Origin of the sequence: Emergencia timonensis (assembly GCF_900086585.1) — a bacterium.
Classification (GTDB): Bacteria; Bacillota; Clostridia; order Peptostreptococcales; family Anaerovoracaceae; genus Senimuribacter; species Senimuribacter timonensis.
Map to the genome: position 1 here is coordinate 89,787 of NZ_FLKM01000009.1, position 19,139 is coordinate 108,925.

Here is a 19,139-nt window from a genome sequence, read left to right on the forward strand (position 1 = left end):
CTAAGTAGTGCGATAAAATTCAAAAAATTCACGGCTTTCGGAATACACGAAAACTACTGCGTTCTTTTCGAAATCTTCAAACACATAAATATACTATACTAATTATTAAGAAAAATCAAATTGTATATAGTTCATGGAAAATATAACCTTTTATATGCTGTCAGCGGAATGGGAAGGACATCAATGAAAATTAAGATAATCAATCCAAATACGACGTGGTCGATGACCAGAGAAATAGAAGAGAGTGCAAAGCAGTCTGCACGTGAAGATACGGAAATCTATGCAGTGAGCCCTGTGACCGGACCGGATAGCGTAGAGAGTTTATATGATGAAGCATTGGCGGCGCCAGGCGTGATTTCTGAGGTGATCAAAGGCGACAGAGAAGAGGGGGCAGATGCATTTATCATCGCCTGTTTCGGAGATCCGGGTTTAGAGGCGGCGAAAGAGGTAACGGATAAACCCGTCATCGGCATCGCCCAGGCGGCAATCGCAGTCGGAAAACTCATGGCGCCGAATTTTTCAATCCTCTATGTTTTGGACAGATCACAGAAAATAATTGAAAACGTTTTGACATTACATCATGCAGAAGAAGACTGTTGTTCGATCAGAAGCGTGGGCCTGGGTGTTTTGGAATTTGAAGATAAAGAGGTACTATTGCAGGCACTTCTGAAACAGGGAAAACGTTGTGTAGAAGATGGTGCGGAATGTATTCTGCTGGGCTGTGCCGGTTATACAGCTTTTGCGAAAAAAATGGGGCAGGAGCTGGGGGTACTCGTCCTCGACGGCGTGGTGCCTGCCGTAAAACTTTGCGAAAGTCTTGTCGATATGGCATTGAAGACGCCGAAGAAAAAACTTTGGGCATATCCGGACGCGAAGGAAATATCCGGATTTTATGAACTGATAAAGTATTAAGATCGGAAGGTTTATAAATGTTAAAGATCAATATAGAAAGGCTGAAGAAAAATATTCTGGACCTTGGAGAAATTGGAAGAGATGAGCAGGGAGGAACGACAAGACTTGCCTATTCCGCTGAATATGATCGAGGCGTGGATTTCCTGAAAAAGCTGATGGAGGATGCCAACCTGCGCGTAGAAACAGATGCGGTGGGAAATGTCATTGGAACGAGAAAAGGGAAAAGCGATAAGGTCATTTTGATCGGCTCCCACACGGATACCGTGGTTCACGGCGGAATCTTCGATGGAACCCTTGGCGTATTGGGCGGAATTGAGGCGCTGAAAATCATAGACGAAGAAGGCATCCAGTTGGAACATACGATAAAGGTCGCAAATTGGGCTGAAGAAGAGGGAAATGTGATAAAGGGCCTGATCGGAAGCAAATCGTATCTCGGAGAGATGGAAGACACGCTTGCCGAAATAGAAGCGAAACTGAACCAGCACGGGATCAGCGCAGAGGATGTAAGAAATGCAAAAACAAAAGATCTGGAACGCATTGAGTCCTATTTGGAATTACATATTGAACAGGGCGGCATTTTATTTAACGAACAGAAAGATATCGGTGTTGTAACCGGCATTATCGGCGAACAGAGATATATGGCGACCATATATGGAGAAGAAAATCATGCAGGAACGACACCTATGCATTTGAGAGACGATGCGATGGTGAAGGCTGCAAAACTCATTTTAGAACTGAATCAGCTCTGCAGAGAAACCGATGAAACCATGGTCTGTACAACTGGATGGATCAAAGCGTTTCCAGGGGAACAAAACAGTATTCCGGGAATGGTGAAAATGAGCATAGAAATCAGAGCGATGAAAAAGGCGTCCATAGAGATCATGACCGATTACATGAAGCGACGCTTTAGCGCGGAGGAATGTGAATTCGAGTGTACGCTCACACAAGACCCTGTGTTCATGAGCGATGACTGCCAAAGTGTAATCGCAGAAGCATCTGATGAACTGGGTCTTTCCAGAATGTGTATGCACAGCGGCGCAGGCCATGATGCCATGGCCATAGCAAAAGTAATTAAGGATACGGGCATGATATTTGCGCCCAGTGTAAATGGGCGCAGTCATTGTCCCCAGGAATGGACCGAATGGCACGATGTAGAAAACAGTGTAAATGTTTTACTTAACACAATTATAAAAATGGACCAACAGAAAGCAGGAGGGAACAAATGAAAACATTAGTTAAAAATGGAACAATTATCACTTCCACGAATGAATTTAAGGCGGATATCTTAATAGAAAATGAAAAGATATCGATGATCGGGAGCGATCTGTCCGTTGCGTGTGACAAGGTCATTGACGCAGAGGGCAAGTATGTCCTGCCGGGGGGAGTCGACAATCATTCCCATTTTGAAGCATTGAACACGGACGGCGTAACGACAAACGCAGGATATGATACAACATGGGTCGCATTGAAGGGCGGAACAACGACAATTGTCGATTTCTGTACAAACGAGCCTGGAATGAATTTGATGGACTCTGTCGACTACAGATTGAACGTTCGCTCAAAGGGAAAACTGGCTCCCGATATGGCTATGCACGCATGCTGCACGGACTATACGGAAGAAACTCTTGATGAAATTCCAAAACTTGTCGAGTTTGGCATTCCAACCATGAAACTCTTCCTTGCGTATAAGCCGACACCGCTTTATATGGATGACTATAAGCTGCTCAAATGTCTGAAAAAAGCAGGAGAATGCGGTATGACTATGATGGTTCATGCAGAAAATCCGGATGTGCTGGATGTCGAACGGAATGCAATGGCGGAAAAAGGATGCCTTGCGCCGAAATACCACTATATGACAAGACCTCCTTATGGTGAAGCGGAAGCTGTCTCAAGAGCCATCAGATTTGCTGACGCAACGGATTGCCCTCTCTGTGTCGTTCACGTGAGCTGCATTGAAGCTGCACAGGTGATTCAAGAAGCGAGAGCAAAGGGCTCCCTGGTAATAGGTGAAACCTGTCCGCATTACCTTGTTTTGGACAAGCATAAAATGGATGACCCCGATTTTGATCAGGCATGCAGGTGGGTCTGCTCTCCGGCGCTGAGAGACAAAGAGGATCAGGAATACTTATGGAAGTGCCTGAACCACGATTGGATTTCCATCGTAGGCTCTGACAACTCCTCCATTCCTCTTTACCAGAAACACTGGGGAGAAGAGGACTTTAGGGCAATTCCCAACGGATGTCCGGGTGCAGGAGACAGATTGAATGCATTATGGACCTATGGCGTTGAAAAAGGAAAGATAACAAAGCAGAAGCTGGTGGATATCTACGCGACCCTTCCTGCAAAGCTGAATGGAATTTTCCCGCAGAAGGGGGCCATAGATATCGGTTCAGATGGAGATCTGGTCATCTTTGATCCGGAGTACAAGGGAACGATTACCGTGGAGTCAAATCCGACGGGGATTGAATACAACGTATTTGAAGGCATGGAGCAGATCGGCAGAGCGGATACGGTTTTGCTGAGGGGAGAAGTCGTCGTCGAAAACGGCGAGTATTTGGATAAGCCGGTATTTGGCAGATTCGTCCCTGGAAAACCTTACGGCCTTGCATATGAGTTAAAAAAATAATGAACGAGGAGGAAAGAGAGATGGATGTATATGAAAATCTGAAGAAACACAATTTGGAAGTGCCGCAGATGCTGGCGCCCAAGGGGCTCTATCTTCCTGTAAATCAGACAGGAAATTTGCTCTATCTGTCCGGACAGGGCAGCATAGAGAACGGAACCCCGCTCTGCGGCCGCGTCGGCATCGATGTGACGGTTGAAGAGGCACAGCATGCGGCAAAGGTATGTATGCTCAACACCCTTGGCGCCCTGGAGGCCTATCTGGGAGACTTGAACAGAATCAAAAAGGCAGTAAAAATCCTGGGTTTCGTAGCAGGCGCAGATGATTTTACAGAGCAGGCCCTTGTCATGAATGGGGCCTCGCAGGTTTTAATTGATGCTTTTGGTGAAAATGGAAGACATGCAAGATCGGCAATTGGCACGAACAATTTACCGCTTGGTCTGACGGTAGAGGTCGAATCCATTTTTGAGATCGAAGAGTGAGGAAGTCAGATGAGAGGACAAAATTTAGAGAAGGTGGCGGTTTCCGATTTAGTTGTTGCAGCAAACAGGCTGAAGACGAGGCTGACACCGACACCTTTAACTTCAAGCCAGCTGTTAAACATTGCACTGGGCGGGGAAGTATTCCTCAAGCTGGAAAGCCTTCAGCCTACAGGTTCCTATAAGATCAGAGGGGCATACAACAAATGCTGCCATCTGAAGGAATCCTTAGGGGCAGAGGTTTCCATTATCACGGCATCTTCCGGAAATCACGGACTTGCATGTGCCTATGCTGCGAAACTGCTGGGAATGGAGGCAAAAGTCTATGTTCCCGTTACAACTCCGCAGATCAAGAAGGACAATATCAAAGCGTTAGGTGCAGACCTGGTTGAGGTTGGAAATACATATGATGAATCGTTTATCTGCGCATGTGAAGAGGCAGAGAAATCCGACAACCTCTATTACGTTCACCCTGTATCGGATATAGATGTGGTCGCCGCACAGGGCACCATCGGTCTGGAAATCCTTGGTCAGCTTGATGATGTGCAGCAGGTCATCATACCCCTTGGCGGAGGAGGGCTGTCGTCCGGAATCGCCTTCGCTATCAAAAACCTGAAACCGGAGGTGAAGGTGATTTCTGTAATGCCGGAAGGGTCAGATGTATACCTGAAGAGCAGACAGGCTGGCAGATTGGTTACGATCGAAAACCCGCATTCCATTGCCGATGCGGTGGTTCGTAAATGTGGGGAGGAATATCTATTCCCCTATATTGAAGAGTATGTAGATGAAATTGTGACAGTAAAGGAAGAACGCATGAAAGAGGCAATCAAGGCAGCGGCCCTTTACGGAAAGGTCACGTTAGAAGGAGCGGGTGCTATGCCGCTTGCCGCAGTATTGGAGGATAAAACCTTGCTTGATCAAAAGACGGTACTGATCTGCAGCGGCGGAAATATAGACCTAGGACTATTGAAAGAATGCATTAGTAAATAAAAGGAAGGAGGACGGAATTTAAAAATCGCAGTTATTCGTATTATTTAAAAAGGAGGAAAAAATGGAAGCAGTCGATTATGGTATTTTATGCTTAATACCACCTATTGTCACAGTCGCATTAGCACTGATTACAAAACAGACCATCCTATCACTTTTGTTAGGCGTATGGGTTGGCTCAACAATTATCAATGGATGGAATCCGATTTCAGGATTTGTGAAGATCTTCCCGGATTTTATGATCCCATCACTGGGAAATGAATACAATGCCGGATTGGTATTGCTAGTAACCTTGGCGGGCGGAATGATTATCATGCTCCGAGAAACAGGGGGCGCCTATGCCTTCGCAAAGCTGATGTCAAGGAAGGTTGATACTCCGGCCAAGGGACAGGTATTGACCAGTGTATCAGCAGTGGCATTCTGTTATACGGAACCTTGCCTGATTCTGGGAACCATCATGAGACCTGTAACTGACGCAGTCAGAGTATCAAGAGCAAAACTGGCATATATTCTTGACTCTCTCGGATGTAATCTGGCGTCATTTTCGCCGATCAGCAGTTATGGTCCTTTTATTACAGGACTGATTGCAACAGAACTGACAGCAGCAGGGCTTTCCGGGGTCAGCGAATGGGGCGTTTGGGCAGGAATGCTCAAATACAACATGTACTCCTTATTCGCGATTTTAACCGTATTTATCGTGGCCATCGGCGACATCAATATTGGACCGATGTACAAAGAAGAAATGAGAGCGCGCAGAGAAGGAAAAGTTCTCGGTGATGGGGTACAGCCTTTAACGCCGGAAAAGAAAGCGGAATTTCCAGAAGGCTATGAGCCGACGCTGATCAGCTTCGTACTGCCTATGGCAGCGCTGTTCGTCTCGCTCTTCGCAGTTATCTTCTGGACGGGAGACTTGGCAGCCAATGGATTTGCCGGGTGCTTCAGAAATGCAAACATCACTGTAGCAATCATGGTTGCCTTTATCTGCACAGGCATTACTGCAGGTGTCGTCGGAGTGGTAAAGGGCTTGTGGAAACCGTTCAAATCATTCAATACGTTTGTTAACGGCATGATTGAACTCATAAACGTTCCATTCATCCTGGTATGTGCATGGTCACTGGGAAGTGTAGTTTCTACAATGGGAACAGGTGAATTCTTGGCTGGAATCGTTGCAGAGCATCTGACGCCGGGATTAGTTCCGGGCTTGATTTTCCTGTTTGGGGCATTGATTTCATTCTCAACAGGATCCTCATGGGGTACCTGGTCATTGCTGATGCCGATTGCATTCCCAATGGCAGTCCGCTTTGGAATTCCGCCTGCATACATCGTCGGCTGTGTTATTTCATCAGGCCTATTCGGAGACCAGTGCTCGCCGATTTCCGATACAACCGTATTATCTTCAACTGGCGGAAGCTGTAACCACATCGTCCACGTGATGACACAGATTCCTTATGGCGTAACAGTAGGCGTTTCGGCACTCATCGGATTCTTATTCGGAGGACTGACCGGACAGTTTGCTTTGAGTATTGCAGTGACAGCCGTCGTACTTCTGATCGCATTGTTTGTCCTTAAAACAATTGCTAGGAAGACAAGCAAGGCTGACACCGCTGCAGCAGCATAGAATGTACTTATTTGTAAGAAGCGGTGGAATTCCAATCCGCTGCTTCTTGCAGCATAACATGGAGAGTGAAATATGAAAAAAGTTGATATGATTGTAAAAGCCCCTTTCTTTTATACGATGCAGGGTGAGGGCGTTGGCTTTCAGTCTGGTGTGGCTATGGTCGTTGACGGAAGCAAGATTATGGACTTTGTTCCATTGGACAAGGTGGACCAGGAGTACGAGGCAGAAGAAGTTCTCGATATGTCCCACCATGCGATTTTTCCGGGCTTCATCGACGCGCACATGCATACTCCGGACAACATTTTCAGAGGACTGGCGCAGGACACGAATAGTTGGATGATGTATGGGCTTCAGCCGTTTTCCAATGCCGGCAGGAAAGAGGAGCGCGTGGCAGCGGGAAGGCTGGCCATTGTAGAAGCAATCAAAGCAGGTACGACCACCTTGGGCGATTATCACCAGGGGATGGACGAGACATGTGCGTTCATTGACAAGACTGGCGCCAGAGGAAACATCACCCAGCTCATTCGTGCGGCGAAACAGAGAGTTTATAAAACAGGCGAGCTATACGAGTTTGTCGATGAGGACGGAGAGAAGAGCCTGAATGAGAATATAGAGCTCTTTGAAAAGTGGCATAACAAAAACGGTAGAATGCGGATCCTCTTTGGACCACAGGGCGCAGACTTCGTATCGCCAGAGCTTCTTCTGAAAATACAGAAGGCGGCAAAGGAACGCAATACCAAAATCCATATGCACGTTCAGCAGGGTGACAGGGAGACCTATCAGATCGTAGAACGCTATGGCAAACGGCCAACCGAATTCTTAGATGACTTAGGCTATCTGGACAGCACTTTGATCGCGGTGCATCTCACTGACTGCAATGATGAAGAGGCAGCTTTGATTGCTAAACGCGGTGCTGGGATGATTGTAAATCCTGCATCAATAGGAATCATCGACGGCATTGTATGTCCAAGCATGGCCTTCCAGAATGCAGGCGGAAATGTTGCTCTCGGCTCAGACCAGGCACCGGGAAACAATTGCCACAATATCATTCATGAGATGAAAAATGTGTGCCTCTTCAACAAGATAAAGTATGGAAACCCGGAGGTTATGCCGGCATGGAGAGCATTACGCATGGCGACCATCGAAGGTGCAAAGGCAGTAGGAGTAGACGATATCGTCGGCTCACTGGAGCCTGGCAAGCAGGCCGACTTTATAGCAGTTGACCTTGATACGACGTCAATGATGCCTGTTTATACTTATCCGATGAGAAACATCGTTCCTAACCTCGTGTACAGTGCAAGGGGAAGAGAAGTCGTTCTATCGGTGGTAGCCGGTAAGGTGATTATGCGTGACCAGAAGCTTCTCAACGTAGACGAACAGCAGTTGATCGAAGAAGTAAAAAAATATCCTGCAGAAGTAGGAAAGAGAGCTGCAAAGGAATTCTTTGAAATTCACGGAACAAACGCACAGTTTATGGAAGAAGATAAGTTATAAGACAAGAAATTCATATTTGATGAAGGTATGCAGGTCGTGATAGACCTGCATACCTGTTATTAATAGGAGGAAAACGTGTTTTTTTTAATATTGACAATCGCCTCTCACACACTGGTCATGTTTGCAATGCGGTTTACAGAAAGCAACAGCGGCAACCGATTTGCAGCAACGGTGTTTACCTATATTACATGTGCAATACTTTCTTTTGCATTAATGGAAGATAAGACGATGTATTACCCGGGGTCAGAGTACTTATTCATGCTGGGCATGTCTGCATTTAATGGAATCTGCATGACTGCCGGAATGCTTCTCTGCAGGTTAAGTATGGGAGTGAATGGGACACCGATCTCTACCACCTTTAATCGATTGGGCGTTTTAATTCCGACGCTATCTTCGATCCTGTTTTTTCACGAGATTCCAAAAGCGGTGCAGGTTGTGGGGATTGCACTGGCCATTACAGCCATCGTGTACATCAACTCGGGAACAGAAGAGCGAAAGAACAACCATATAAAATCGGTGAAGCTGTTAATTCTGATCTTTGTCGTCGGAGGAATGATCGATCTGAACACGAAGATCTACGAAATATATGGCAATGTTGCTATGAAGGGCCAGTACATTTTTTTTACCTTTGTATTTTGCATTATCGTAAGTCTGATCGTAATGATGGCAAAAGAGAGAAGGTTTTCAAAGCAGGATATGTTGGTTGGAGCGGCAACAGGCGTACCGAATACATTTATTTTGTACTTCAGCCTGAGAGCAGTCAGCGTATTGCCAGCGTACATCGTATTCCCTGCATATAGCGCAGGTGTGATTTTGCTGGTTAATATATTCAATTATTTTGTGTTCAGAGAATCCCTCTCTAAGCAAGAAAAGGTTGCCACAGGGCTGGTTGCCATAGCGCTTATTCTGATAAACCTATAGAGCACTGGAACCGTGAAATTCCTTTCATTCATAGATAGAGATAACTATTGTGTATTTTTAGTTATCTTTCGAAAATGATAGAATGAATGTATAAAAGATATGCAGGGAGGAAAGGGTATGAAGCTTACAATCATAGGAGGGGGTCCAGGCGGATATGTAGCCGCAATCAGAGCGGCACAGCTTGGCGCAGAGGTGACGCTGATTGAGAAAAATGCCATGGGCGGAACCTGTCTGAACATAGGGTGTATTCCTACAAAGGCGCTGCTGCACGCGGCAGACTTATATCACCAGATAAAAAATGATGCAAAGAGAAACGGGATCGTAGCGGAGGATGTACATATTGACTTTGAAGTGATGCAGAAGAGAAAGGCCGCCGTGGTGAAGCAGCTGGTCAACGGGGTCACCGGTCTCATGAAAGCATATGGCGTCAAGGTAGTCAAAGGCGCTGCAAAGTTTAAGACCGCGGATACGGTCATAGTTATGGGAGAAGAAACCACGGAGATCACTTCTGATAAGGTAATCATCGCCAGCGGTTCTGTTCCATCAGTCGTCCCCATTCCGGGACACGACCTTGCAGGTGTCGTTGACAGCACAGGCGCACTTGAATTTGAGGAAATTCCAGAGAGCCTCTGCGTGATTGGAGGCGGTGTGATCGGAGTGGAAATGGCGCAGGTGTATCAGCGTTTGGGAACTAAGGTAACAATTGTGGAGATGCTTCCCGACATTCTTACAAACCTGGACGAAGACGTGACTGCGGTGATCAAAAAAGCAATGAAGAGGGCAAAGACCGAGATTCTGTTAGAAACAAAAGTAGAGTGCATAGAAAAGAACGAAAGCAGCTTAGTGGTTCATGTCACAGATAAAGAAGGAAAGGCTCGAGAGATCGAAGTTGAAAAGGTACTCCTGTGTGTCGGGAGACGGCCTGCGACGGAGGAACTGAGACTGGATATACTTGGAATTGCAACAGAAAAAAATAAAATTATGGTAGATGAAAATTACCAGACAAATATAGAAAATGTATATGCCATCGGCGACTGTATCGGAGGAATCATGCTGGCTCATGTCGCTTCGGCAGAAGGAATCAGCGCAGTGGAAAAAATCATGGGAGTGGAAAGTGATATCGACTTCGAGACGGTTCCGTCGTGTATCTACACTTATCCCGAGCTGAGCGGCGTAGGATTGACAGAAAAGCAAGCGCTGAATCAGGGGCTGGACTATGAAGTCGGAACGTTCCCACTGGCGGCAAATGGAAAATCTCTGATTGCCGGGGAAACCTCAGGTCTGGCCAAGATCATCGCAGATAAAGAGTCGGGAGCGATTCTCGGGGTCCACATGGCAGGACCTGGCGCCACAGAGCTGATCGCAGAAGGTGCATTGGCCATCCATAAAAAAGCAACTGTCCGCGATCTGATGTCAACGATCCACGCACATCCGTCGGTTGGAGAATCGCTGCAGGAAGCGGCACATGCGGTATTTGGAAATGCCCTCAACATGCCGCCGGTAAAAAAATAAATCGTATCAATTCACATAAAATCAAGGAGGACTTCTAATGGCGTTAATGACAGCAGCTCAATACATAGAGAGCTTGAGAAAATTAAATACAAAGGTTTACATGTTCGGCGAAAGGATTGAAAACTGGGTGGATCATCCGATGATCAGACCATCTGTCAACTGCGTTGCGATGACCTATGCCCTGGCACAGGACCCGCAGTATGCAGAACTCATGACCGTAAAATCACACCTTACAGGGAAGACCATAAACCGGTTTGCCAATATCCATCAAAGCGCTGAGGACTTAAAGAACAAGGTGAAGATGCAGAGGCTTTTAGGACAGAAAACGGCCAGTTGCTTTCAAAGGTGTGTCGGCATGGACGCATTCAATGCAGTATATTCAACTACCTTCGAAATAGATGAAAAATACGGAACGAAATACCACGAAAACTTCAAACAATTTTTAGAGATGGTGCAGGAGGAGGACTTGACCGTAGACGGCGCTATGACGGATCCGAAGGGAGACAGAAGCAAGGCGCCCCACGGACAAGAGGATCCTGATCTTTTTGTAAGGATCAAGGAAAGAAGAGCGGACGGCATCGTGGTCAGAGGCGCGAAATGTCATCAGACCGGTTCGGTTAACTCCCACTGGCATATCGTCATGCCGACCATGGCAATGGGACCTGACGATAAAGATTATGCGGTATCCTTTGCCTGTCCAAGCGACGCGGACGGTCTTTTCATGATCTACGGAAGACAGTCCTGTGATACGAGAAAGCTGGAAGATGGTGCGGACATCGATCTGGGAAACAGGAAATTCGGCGGACAAGAGGCGCTGGTCGTATTCGACGATGTCTTTATTCCGAATGAAAACATCTTCATGGAAGGAGAATATGATTTCGCCGGAATGCTTGTGGAACGCTTTGCCGGTTTTCACAGGCAGTCATATGGCGGCTGCAAGGTCGGAGTCGGCGATGTGGTCATCGGCGCGGCTGCTCTTGCTGCGGAATACAACGGTGTAGAGAAGGCTTCGGCTGTGAAGGACAAGCTCATAGAGATGACACATCTCAACGAAACCTTATATAGCTGTGGTATGGCGTGCTCCTGCGAAGGAAAGCCCACAAAATGCGGCAGCTATATGATCGATCTGCTCCTTGCCAACGTATGCAAACAAAATGTGACCAGGTTTCCTTATGAAATTGTCAGATTGGCAGAGGATGTGGCAGGGGGCCTGATGGTGACTATGCCGTCACAAAAGGACTTTGACGCGGAGACCGTAGTGGGGAAAAACGGAGAAACCATCGGCGATTTCTGCAATAAATTCTTTGTTGGAAACGGAAGTTGTTCGACCGAGGACAGAATGCGGGTGATGAGATTTTTAGAAAATATCTGCCTGGGAAGTGCCGCGGTAGGGTACAGGACAGAGTCCATGCACGGCGCGGGATCGCCGCAGGCGCAGAGAGTCATGATTGCAAGACAGGGAGATATGGAGGGCAAGAAGGAACTTGCCAAAAGAATTTCAGGTATAAAATAATGGAGGGAAAATAATGGAATTCAGTTATTCAAGAGAGCAGCAGATGGTAAAAAAGATGCTGAAAGGATTTGCAGAAAATGAAATTGCACCGATTTCGGCGGAAATCGATGAGAAGGCGGAGTACCCATACGAAACGATTGCAAAGCTTGCAGAGCTTGGGGTGATGGGTATGCCTTTTCCTGAAAGCTATGGCGGCGCAGGGACGGACTACCTCACTTACATCATGGCGGTGGAAGAGATTTCAAAGGTTGACGCAGCCCATGGCGTGATCGTGCAGACCCATAACGCACTTTGCTGCTGGCCGATTTTTACTTACGGGACAGAAGAACAGAAACAAAAATACCTGCCAAACTTGTTATCCGGAAAACACCTGGGCGCCTTTGGACTGACAGAGCCTAACGCCGGGACCGACGCGGCCGGAACGCAGACGAAAGCCCGCTTAGACGGAGACCAATGGGTGCTGGACGGAAGTAAAATTTTCATTTCTGGCGGCGGCATTGCAGACGTGTACATCATCATGGCGATGACAGATAAGTCAAAGGGGACCAAAGGCATCAGTGCATTTATCGTAGAGAAAGGCACGCCGGGATTCACAGCGCCGAAACACGAAAATAAGATGGGAATCAGAGGATCTATTGCAGCGGAGCTGGTATTTGAAGAATGCAGAATACCGAAAGAAAACCTTCTTGGACAGGAGGGCAAAGGCTTTAAGGTCGCCATGTCCTCCCTGGATGTGGGAAGGCTGGGTATTGCTGCACAGGCGCTTGGTATTGCCCAGGGGGCTTTTGATGAAACTGTAAAATACATGAAGCAGAGAAAGCAGTTTGGCAGATCTCTCGATAAATTCCAGGCGCTTTCCTTCGAAATGGCTTCCATGAAAGTGAAAATCGATGGAGCCAGATATCTGCTATATGATGCCTGTAACAGAAGAGACAGAGGTCTGCCTTCTTCGGTGGCAGCGGCAGAAGCAAAGCTTGCCTGTTCAGAGGCAGCTTCCTATGTTACAAACAAGGCTGTGCAGTTCCACGGCGGATATGGATACATCAAAGATTATCCTGTTGAGAGAATGTACAGAGATGCTAAAATCACAGAAATATACGAGGGCACATCTGAAGTCATGAAGATGGTCATGTCCGGTGAAATTTTTAAATAGATGATGGGAGAGTGTAACAATGAAAATAGTTGTATGCGTAAAACAAGTTCCAGACACCACGGAAATCAAGATAAATCCTGAAACAGGGACTTTGATCAGAGATGGGGTACCTGCAATTTTAAACCCGGATGATGCAAACGCCTTGGAACAGGCCCTTCAGATCAAGGACGAAAACCCGGGCTCTACGGTAACCGTTGTGACGATGGGACCCCCGCAGGCACAGGAAATGCTAGAGGAGTGCATGGCAATGGGAGCGGATGACGCTGTATTGCTTTCTGACAGAGCCCTTGGCGGTTCTGACACATGGGCTACATCAAATGCTATTGCCGCAGGGATCAAAAAAATTGGTGAATATGATATCATCTTTGCCGGCAGACAGGCCATCGACGGAGATACAGCACAGGTAGGACCGCAGATTGCTGAGAAGCTTGGAATTCCCCAGGTCACCTACGTAAAAAACTTTGAATTGCAGGATCAGAGCGCAATCGTAGAACGATCTCTTGAAGATGGATATGAGAAGTTAAAGGTGAAGCTTCCTTGCGTGCTGACAGCCATTAAAGAACTCAATGTGCCAAGATATATGTCTGTCAGGGGCATCTTGAGAGCAGCGAAAACAGAGGTGAAAGTCTGGAACGCAGCGGATATCGGTGTAGACGTTGAGACAGTAGGTCTCAAGGCTTCGCCGACGAACGTATTCAAATCCTTTACACCAAAACCAAAGGGGGTGGGCGTAAAGATTGAAGGTGACACACCGAAAGAAAAAGCTGCAAATCTGTTAATTGCACTGAAAGAAAAACACATCATCTAGGAGGAAAAGAGTAATGAAGGATTTTAGTGAATATAAGAATGTCTGGGTCTTTGCCGAGCAGAGACAGGGAAAACTGATGAACGTTGCTCTTGAACTGATCGGGGAAGGATATAAGCTGTCGAGAGAAATCAGCAAAGATACGAAGCTTTGCGCCGTACTTGCAGGACATGACGTGGATCATCTGGTCGAGGAGCTGTATGCTTATGGGGCAGACTGTGTATATGTTCTGCAGGACGAACTCCTTGCACAGTATACGACCGATGCATACACAAAGGTGATTACAGATGCCATTCATCAATATAAGCCGGAGATCGTCCTCTTTGGCGCGACACATATTGGAAGAGATCTCGCACCGAGAATTGCTGCAAGGCTGAACACCGGCCTTACGGCGGATTGTACGAGACTGGATATCAATACAGGGAACTACATGGACTATTTGGAAGAATACACGACGGCAAGCCTTACCGGACTTGACAGAAACGATCCAAGTACGAACATCAAACAGACGAGGCCGGCATTTGGCGGAAATCTGATGGCTACCATCGTGACGCCAAATACCAGGCCGCAGATGTCAACGGTCAGACCTGGCGTCATGGCGAAACGAGAGCCTGTAGAAGGAGCCGAGGGCGAAAGAGTAGACGTAGAAGTTCAAATCTCGAAGAAGGATATCAATGTAGAGGTTCTGGAAGTAGTCAAAGCGGCGAAAGAGTTGGTTTCCCTTACGGATGCGAAGATCATCTGTTCAGGTGGAAGAGGTCTGGGCGGCCCGGAGAACTTCAAGCTCATCGAAGAACTCGCTGAAAAAGTTGGAGGCGTTGTCGGCGCATCTCGTGCGGCAGTAGATGCGGGATGGATTGATCCCAGCCATCAGGTTGGACAGACAGGAACTACCGTAAAACCAGAGATCTATTTTGCATGCGGTATCTCCGGTGCGATTCAGCATCTTGCGGGCATGCAGACATCCAAGATCATCATTGCCATCAACAAAGATCCGGAGTGTCCGATGATGCAGCTTGCAGATTACGCAATTGAAGGAGATCTGAAGAAAGTGATCCCTGAGTTGATTGCGATGTGGGACAGCGAAGAACAATAGATGTATACCAAAGAGAACATAAGAATCAGATATCTTACTAACTGTGCCGTATTCATAGAATACGGTACAGTTAAAATAATAGTGGATGCAATTTTTTCTGGGAAGCAGCCTTTTAACATTATGGACAGAGAAACCGAAGAAGAGATTCTTAACGGAACTGGTGAATTTGAAAATATCAATTATGTCCTCGTGACCCACTGCCACAACGATCACTACAATGGCAGCAAGCTTTTGAAATTTTTAAAAAACAATCCCCAGGCAAAGCTGATCGTTCCCAGTAACGCGAGGCTGGATGCAGACCGGCTTGAGGAAGTCCGTGCGACACCGATTTTTCTGACAGGAGAAGCTGGAAAAATACAGAACCTTGATTTTGGGTCGCTTCACATCGAATATATGAAGACGAACCACCTCACCTATCGATATCCGGACCACTATATCTACAATATCATCCTGGGAGACGCAAATGTTTTGCTGACTGCAGATATGGACTATGCTGCCATGGAGTGGTTAGGTCAATTTACGAAGAAAAAATATTCTGTAGTATTTTTATGCCACATTTTCTTATGGCATAGGAAGTGGCGGGAACAGATTGAAGCGCTAAATTATACAGAAACTTTCTTTTACCATCTTCCAGATGAAGAACGTGATCGTAACAGTTATAGAAAAAAAGCGCTGATGTACTGGGATAAACACAGTCCGGACTTCACCAATGCGGACCTTCTCCAGTACAACCTGCCAATACTGCGAGGTAAATATGAAATATATTGAATCGAATAGTACGAATCCGTATTTTAACCTGGCTTTAGAAGAGTATCTCTTTGACTCTGTGCCGACAGACGAAAGCTGTTTTATGCTCTGGCAGAATACCAACACCATCGTCATCGGGAAATATCAGAATGCCATAGAAGAGATCAACCAGGCCTACGTCGATGAAAACAAGATTTCTGTAGTGCGGCGTCTCTCTGGAGGCGGTGCAGTTTATCATGATGCGGGGAATTTGAACTTGACCTTTATTGTAGATGCAAAAGAGGTTTCGGACTTCAATTTCAAGGTCTTTGTCATACCGATCATCCATGCTTTAAAGAAATTCGGTGTGCAGGCTGCCTTTAACGGGCGCAACGATATGACCATCGACGGGAAGAAATTCTCCGGAAATGCACAGTATGTGAAGAAAGGAAAGGTTTTGCATCACGGATGTATCATGTTAGACTCTAATTTGACCGATGTGTCTGATGCACTGAAGGTCAAAGCAGCGAAATTCATTTCTAAAAATGCAAAATCAGTCAGGAGCAGGGTTACCACCATCAATGCAGGTGCGCCGTATCCGATTACGATGGATGAATTTAAAGAAGCTTTAAAAGAAGAAATATTAGGAACGGATTCCGCCAAGCCATACGTTCTGACAGAGGAGGACTTAACGAAGATCAAAAGAATCCAAAGAGAAAAATATGAGACATGGAATTGGAACTATGGAAGAGCGGCAGCCTATTCCATGGTTCGTGAAGAAAAGTTTCCGGCTGGCCTTGTGACAGTACATATGAATGCAAAGGATGGATGTATAGGAGAAATTAAATTCTATGGAGATTTCTTTGGGAACGGCGAAATAGAGGAACTGGAAGAAGGTCTGAGAGGCGCCGCTTTGGACCAGAATTTGACGCGAAAGCTGGAAGCACTGCAATCGAGTTATTATATGAACGGCATCACAGCAGAGGAGCTGAGCCGTCTGATCAGAGGATAGATATCATTGGAGAAGCAGATGGAATATTTTTTTGGAATATGTGAATGGTCACTGCCTGTTTCTGGTCCATTGGCGATCAGGCTGGCAAAGGAGGCAGGCTTTGACGGCATGCAGATTGGCGAAGCAGGCGGAAGACAGATGGGTTATCCCCTCAATCACAAGAGCGTACAGGAAATTTACAGGGAGACAGCGCAGCAGTACGATCTTAAGCTGCATTCCTTAAATTTGGGAGCCCTGTTAAGTGAGGGAACTATGAACTATGCAGAAGGCACCACGAAAGGGGAATGGGCAAGAAAAAGTCTCGTCAAGGGTTTTGAAGCATGCAGGACTCTGGACATTCCTATCGTTGTCATTACTGCAGATCCAACGGAGGCGACTTTTGATCACGTTGTCTCCCACCTGGACTTTGCCTGCAGGCTTGCAAAGGACTCGGGCATCGAAATTGCAATTGAATCGGGAGGGACTTTGGAGATGACCGAGAGGCTTCTCGGCGGTCTGGACAGCGATGTAAAAACCTGCATGGATATCCTGAATCCCTTCCGATTTGGCACGGGGAATGCGCAGGAACAGATAGCAGGATTTGGCAAAGAAAAAATCAGTCATCTACATGTGAAAGACAGTAAAAGAGAATTGTTTCAAAGGGGACAGCGTGGCTGTGTGCTTCTGGGAGAGGGTGACGGCGGATTCGCAGAATCTGTAGAAGCTTTGAAGGCGATTGACTATGAGGGCTGGATCATGACAGAGAACTATTATTATCTTCCTCCTATGAATGACGGTGACGAGGATTTTATGGATTTGGCGATAAGGGATCTGATGACGATGAGGAAGGCGTTTCGCCAGGACTAAGATTTGGCTTTTTCAACATTTAAAAACAGGACATATCCAACGGTATGTCCTATTTAAGTTTCAGGATAATCATAGCGTCCCTCTTAACTTCAAACCAAAATACATCAAAAAGTACAAAAGGACCGTGGCGGCCGGCTGGTCAATGTGCATTTTATGCACTCCAGTCACTTGTGCAGCTTCATGCCATAATATAGTTTTTGGTTATGCGGATACATTCTTTTTAGTGATTGGATTATGGAAGGGAAACTTGTTATGATGTAAATATAATAGAAGAGAATGACTGGGTTTGACAAAGTTTTATCATTCTCTTGCCATTATTTTATCGGTATCATCAATCAAAAATCTGATCTGAAATCAAAGAAAAGAGGTCGTGAAAATGAAAAAAAGAATTTTGGCAGCATTCCTCGTGCTTGCAATGGCTTTTGCTCTCAGCGCATGTGGCGGCAAGTCTGCCGGCGGAGATGGCGAAGACACTTACAATTTGAAGTTCAGCTTCGAAGGCGGAGAATCGATGCGTACAGTAAGCGTATGGTTTGGCTGGGAAGATAAGATTACAGAGGCCACCGATGGCAAAGTAACCTTTACAAACTATTTCGACAGCACGCTGCTCGATGCCAACTCCGAAATGACACAGCTAAAATCAGGAATCGCTGATATAGGTGACGTACATAAGCTTGCATCAGACGGATTCACGATATTTGAAAAATGGAAAGGCATCACCATGGGTACGCCGGTAGACGGACAAGTTGAAATGACCCAGACCTTAATCGATGAATTTCCTGAACTGCAGGACGAACTTGCAGATTTCAAGGTGATGGCCAACGCCATGGATGGTGGAACCTACCAGCTCCTCACTACAGAAAAGAAGGTGTCCTCTGTGGAAGATATGAAGGGCATGGTAATCTGGTGCGAAGCCGATTTCAACGATTACATCAAGGCTCTGGGCGCAACGCCTGTTAACACGCCTTGGTCAGAAGTGTATTCTTCCCTTCAGAAAAATATGTATGATGGACTGCTGATTGCAGCGGAAACCCTTCAGAGCAACAATTTTGCGGAAGTCTGCAACTATATCACCATGGTCAATCTGAATTATCTGGCAGGGCCTGGACATCTAATGTGTTTAGACACGTGGAATTCGCTTCCTGAGTCTATCCGGGCAGTATTTGATGATGCTGAAATCAGAGGATATATTGAAAAGGAGCAGGCTGAAAGCGGTCACAAATCAGAAGCATCAAGCATCGAATGGGCGGAGAAAAACCATGGAACAGAAGTCATCGAGTTATCTGATGGCGAGCAGCAAAAATTCATCGACATATTGAATAAATCTAAGAAAAGCATTGCAAAGGAATGGGACAGCCAGGGGCTCCCGGGAACAAAACTTTTGGACAGAATTATTGAACTTAGTGCGGAGTACGAGAAAAAATAATTAGGCAGGTAAGACT

General features: G+C 46.3%; 17 protein-coding genes. All 17 read left to right on the plus strand.

All coding sequences use genetic code 11. The features are described from left to right. The first annotated feature begins 183 nt into the window (after positions 1 to 183). Positions 184 to 912 (plus strand): aspartate/glutamate racemase family protein, encoded by a 729-nt coding sequence (locus BN6539_RS11360; RefSeq protein WP_067538425.1) that lies wholly within the window; start codon positions 184 to 186, stop codon positions 910 to 912. 17 nt (positions 913 to 929) lie between these two features. After that, entirely contained in the window at positions 930 to 2,138 is a 1,209-nt protein-coding gene (locus BN6539_RS11365) for a M20 family metallo-hydrolase (RefSeq protein ID WP_067538428.1), read from the plus strand. After that, entirely contained in the window at positions 2,135 to 3,538 is a 1,404-nt protein-coding gene (hydA, locus tag BN6539_RS11370; protein ID WP_067538429.1) for a dihydropyrimidinase, read from the plus strand. The genes BN6539_RS11365 and hydA overlap by 4 nt, the downstream gene beginning before the upstream one ends. Positions 3,539 to 3,558: 20 nt before the next feature. After that, complete coding sequence (locus BN6539_RS11375) at positions 3,559 to 4,017, plus strand: RidA family protein (protein ID WP_067538434.1); 459 nt, start codon at positions 3,559 to 3,561, stop codon at positions 4,015 to 4,017. Positions 4,018 to 4,026: 9 nt separating this feature from the next. Then, positions 4,027 to 5,004 (plus strand): threonine ammonia-lyase, encoded by a 978-nt coding sequence (locus BN6539_RS11380; protein ID WP_067538437.1) that lies wholly within the window; start codon positions 4,027 to 4,029, stop codon positions 5,002 to 5,004. Between the two features lie 61 nt (positions 5,005 to 5,065). Beyond that, a complete protein-coding gene (locus BN6539_RS11385; protein ID WP_067538440.1) occupies positions 5,066 to 6,619 on the plus strand; it encodes a Na+/H+ antiporter NhaC family protein in 1,554 nt (517 codons plus the stop codon). Positions 6,620 to 6,691: 72 nt separating this feature from the next. Further along, positions 6,692 to 8,113: an amidohydrolase family protein gene (locus BN6539_RS11390; protein WP_067538442.1), complete on the plus strand. Its 1,422-nt coding sequence runs from the start codon at positions 6,692 to 6,694 to the stop codon at positions 8,111 to 8,113. A gap of 75 nt (positions 8,114 to 8,188) precedes the next feature. Next, on the plus strand, positions 8,189 to 9,034 hold the full coding sequence (locus tag BN6539_RS11395) for a hypothetical protein (RefSeq protein WP_067538443.1): 846 nt from the start codon (positions 8,189 to 8,191) through the stop codon (positions 9,032 to 9,034). A 117-nt stretch (positions 9,035 to 9,151) separates the two neighbouring features. Continuing rightward, positions 9,152 to 10,546, plus strand: a complete 1,395-nt coding sequence (gene lpdA / locus BN6539_RS11400) for a dihydrolipoyl dehydrogenase (protein ID WP_067538444.1) — start codon at positions 9,152 to 9,154, stop codon at positions 10,544 to 10,546. Positions 10,547 to 10,583: 37 nt separating this feature from the next. Beyond that, positions 10,584 to 12,059, plus strand: coding sequence for a 4-hydroxyphenylacetate 3-hydroxylase family protein (locus BN6539_RS11405; protein ID WP_067538447.1), 1,476 nt, complete (start codon positions 10,584 to 10,586; stop codon positions 12,057 to 12,059). Positions 12,060 to 12,072: 13 nt separating this feature from the next. Further along, entirely contained in the window at positions 12,073 to 13,212 is a 1,140-nt protein-coding gene (locus BN6539_RS11410; RefSeq protein WP_067538448.1) for an acyl-CoA dehydrogenase, read from the plus strand. Between the two features lie 19 nt (positions 13,213 to 13,231). Beyond that, on the plus strand, positions 13,232 to 14,020 hold the full coding sequence (etfB, locus tag BN6539_RS11415) for an electron transfer flavoprotein subunit beta (protein WP_067538449.1): 789 nt from the start codon (positions 13,232 to 13,234) through the stop codon (positions 14,018 to 14,020). A 13-nt stretch (positions 14,021 to 14,033) separates the two neighbouring features. Then, the gene (locus tag BN6539_RS11420) at positions 14,034 to 15,113 is read left to right on the plus strand and encodes an electron transfer flavoprotein subunit alpha/FixB family protein (RefSeq protein ID WP_067538452.1); all 1,080 of its coding nucleotides are present in this window, start codon (positions 14,034 to 14,036) and stop codon (positions 15,111 to 15,113) included. Further along, on the plus strand, positions 15,114 to 15,881 hold the full coding sequence (locus BN6539_RS11425; protein WP_067538453.1) for an MBL fold metallo-hydrolase: 768 nt from the start codon (positions 15,114 to 15,116) through the stop codon (positions 15,879 to 15,881). It abuts the gene before it with no gap. Then, positions 15,868 to 16,851 carry a lipoate--protein ligase gene (locus BN6539_RS11430; RefSeq protein ID WP_067538454.1) on the plus strand — a complete coding sequence of 328 codons (984 nt, stop codon included), beginning with the start codon at positions 15,868 to 15,870 and terminating at the stop codon, positions 16,849 to 16,851. The genes BN6539_RS11425 and BN6539_RS11430 overlap by 14 nt, the downstream gene beginning before the upstream one ends. A gap of 18 nt (positions 16,852 to 16,869) precedes the next feature. Beyond that, positions 16,870 to 17,697: a sugar phosphate isomerase/epimerase family protein gene (locus BN6539_RS11435; RefSeq protein ID WP_067538456.1), complete on the plus strand. Its 828-nt coding sequence runs from the start codon at positions 16,870 to 16,872 to the stop codon at positions 17,695 to 17,697. 376 nt (positions 17,698 to 18,073) lie between these two features. Beyond that, positions 18,074 to 19,123, plus strand: coding sequence for a TRAP transporter substrate-binding protein (locus tag BN6539_RS11440; RefSeq protein ID WP_067538458.1), 1,050 nt, complete (start codon positions 18,074 to 18,076; stop codon positions 19,121 to 19,123). The last annotated feature ends 16 nt before the right edge of the window (positions 19,124 to 19,139 follow it).

Bases quoted from the DNA above. Each gene is read 5' to 3' on its own strand.
- BN6539_RS11365 (WP_067538428.1), top strand. From the start codon at position 930: ATGTTAAAGATCAATATAGAAAGGCTGAAGAAAAATATTCTGGACCTT.
- BN6539_RS11390 (WP_067538442.1), top strand. From the start codon at position 6,692: ATGAAAAAAGTTGATATGATTGTAAAAGCCCCTTTCTTTTATACGATG.
- BN6539_RS11385 (WP_067538440.1), top strand. From the start codon at position 5,066: ATGGAAGCAGTCGATTATGGTATTTTATGCTTAATACCACCTATTGTC.
- BN6539_RS11425 (WP_067538453.1), top strand. From the start codon at position 15,114: ATGTATACCAAAGAGAACATAAGAATCAGATATCTTACTAACTGTGCC.
- hydA (WP_067538429.1), top strand. From the start codon at position 2,135: ATGAAAACATTAGTTAAAAATGGAACAATTATCACTTCCACGAATGAA.
- lpdA (WP_067538444.1), top strand. From the start codon at position 9,152: ATGAAGCTTACAATCATAGGAGGGGGTCCAGGCGGATATGTAGCCGCA.
- etfB (WP_067538449.1), top strand. From the start codon at position 13,232: ATGAAAATAGTTGTATGCGTAAAACAAGTTCCAGACACCACGGAAATC.
- BN6539_RS11435 (WP_067538456.1), top strand. From the start codon at position 16,870: ATGGAATATTTTTTTGGAATATGTGAATGGTCACTGCCTGTTTCTGGT.
- BN6539_RS11440 (WP_067538458.1), top strand. From the start codon at position 18,074: ATGAAAAAAAGAATTTTGGCAGCATTCCTCGTGCTTGCAATGGCTTTT.
- BN6539_RS11360 (WP_067538425.1), top strand. From the start codon at position 184: ATGAAAATTAAGATAATCAATCCAAATACGACGTGGTCGATGACCAGA.
- BN6539_RS11405 (WP_067538447.1), top strand. From the start codon at position 10,584: ATGGCGTTAATGACAGCAGCTCAATACATAGAGAGCTTGAGAAAATTA.
- BN6539_RS11430 (WP_067538454.1), top strand. From the start codon at position 15,868: ATGAAATATATTGAATCGAATAGTACGAATCCGTATTTTAACCTGGCT.
- BN6539_RS11420 (WP_067538452.1), top strand. From the start codon at position 14,034: ATGAAGGATTTTAGTGAATATAAGAATGTCTGGGTCTTTGCCGAGCAG.
- BN6539_RS11380 (WP_067538437.1), top strand. From the start codon at position 4,027: ATGAGAGGACAAAATTTAGAGAAGGTGGCGGTTTCCGATTTAGTTGTT.
- BN6539_RS11375 (WP_067538434.1), top strand. From the start codon at position 3,559: ATGGATGTATATGAAAATCTGAAGAAACACAATTTGGAAGTGCCGCAG.
- BN6539_RS11410 (WP_067538448.1), top strand. From the start codon at position 12,073: ATGGAATTCAGTTATTCAAGAGAGCAGCAGATGGTAAAAAAGATGCTG.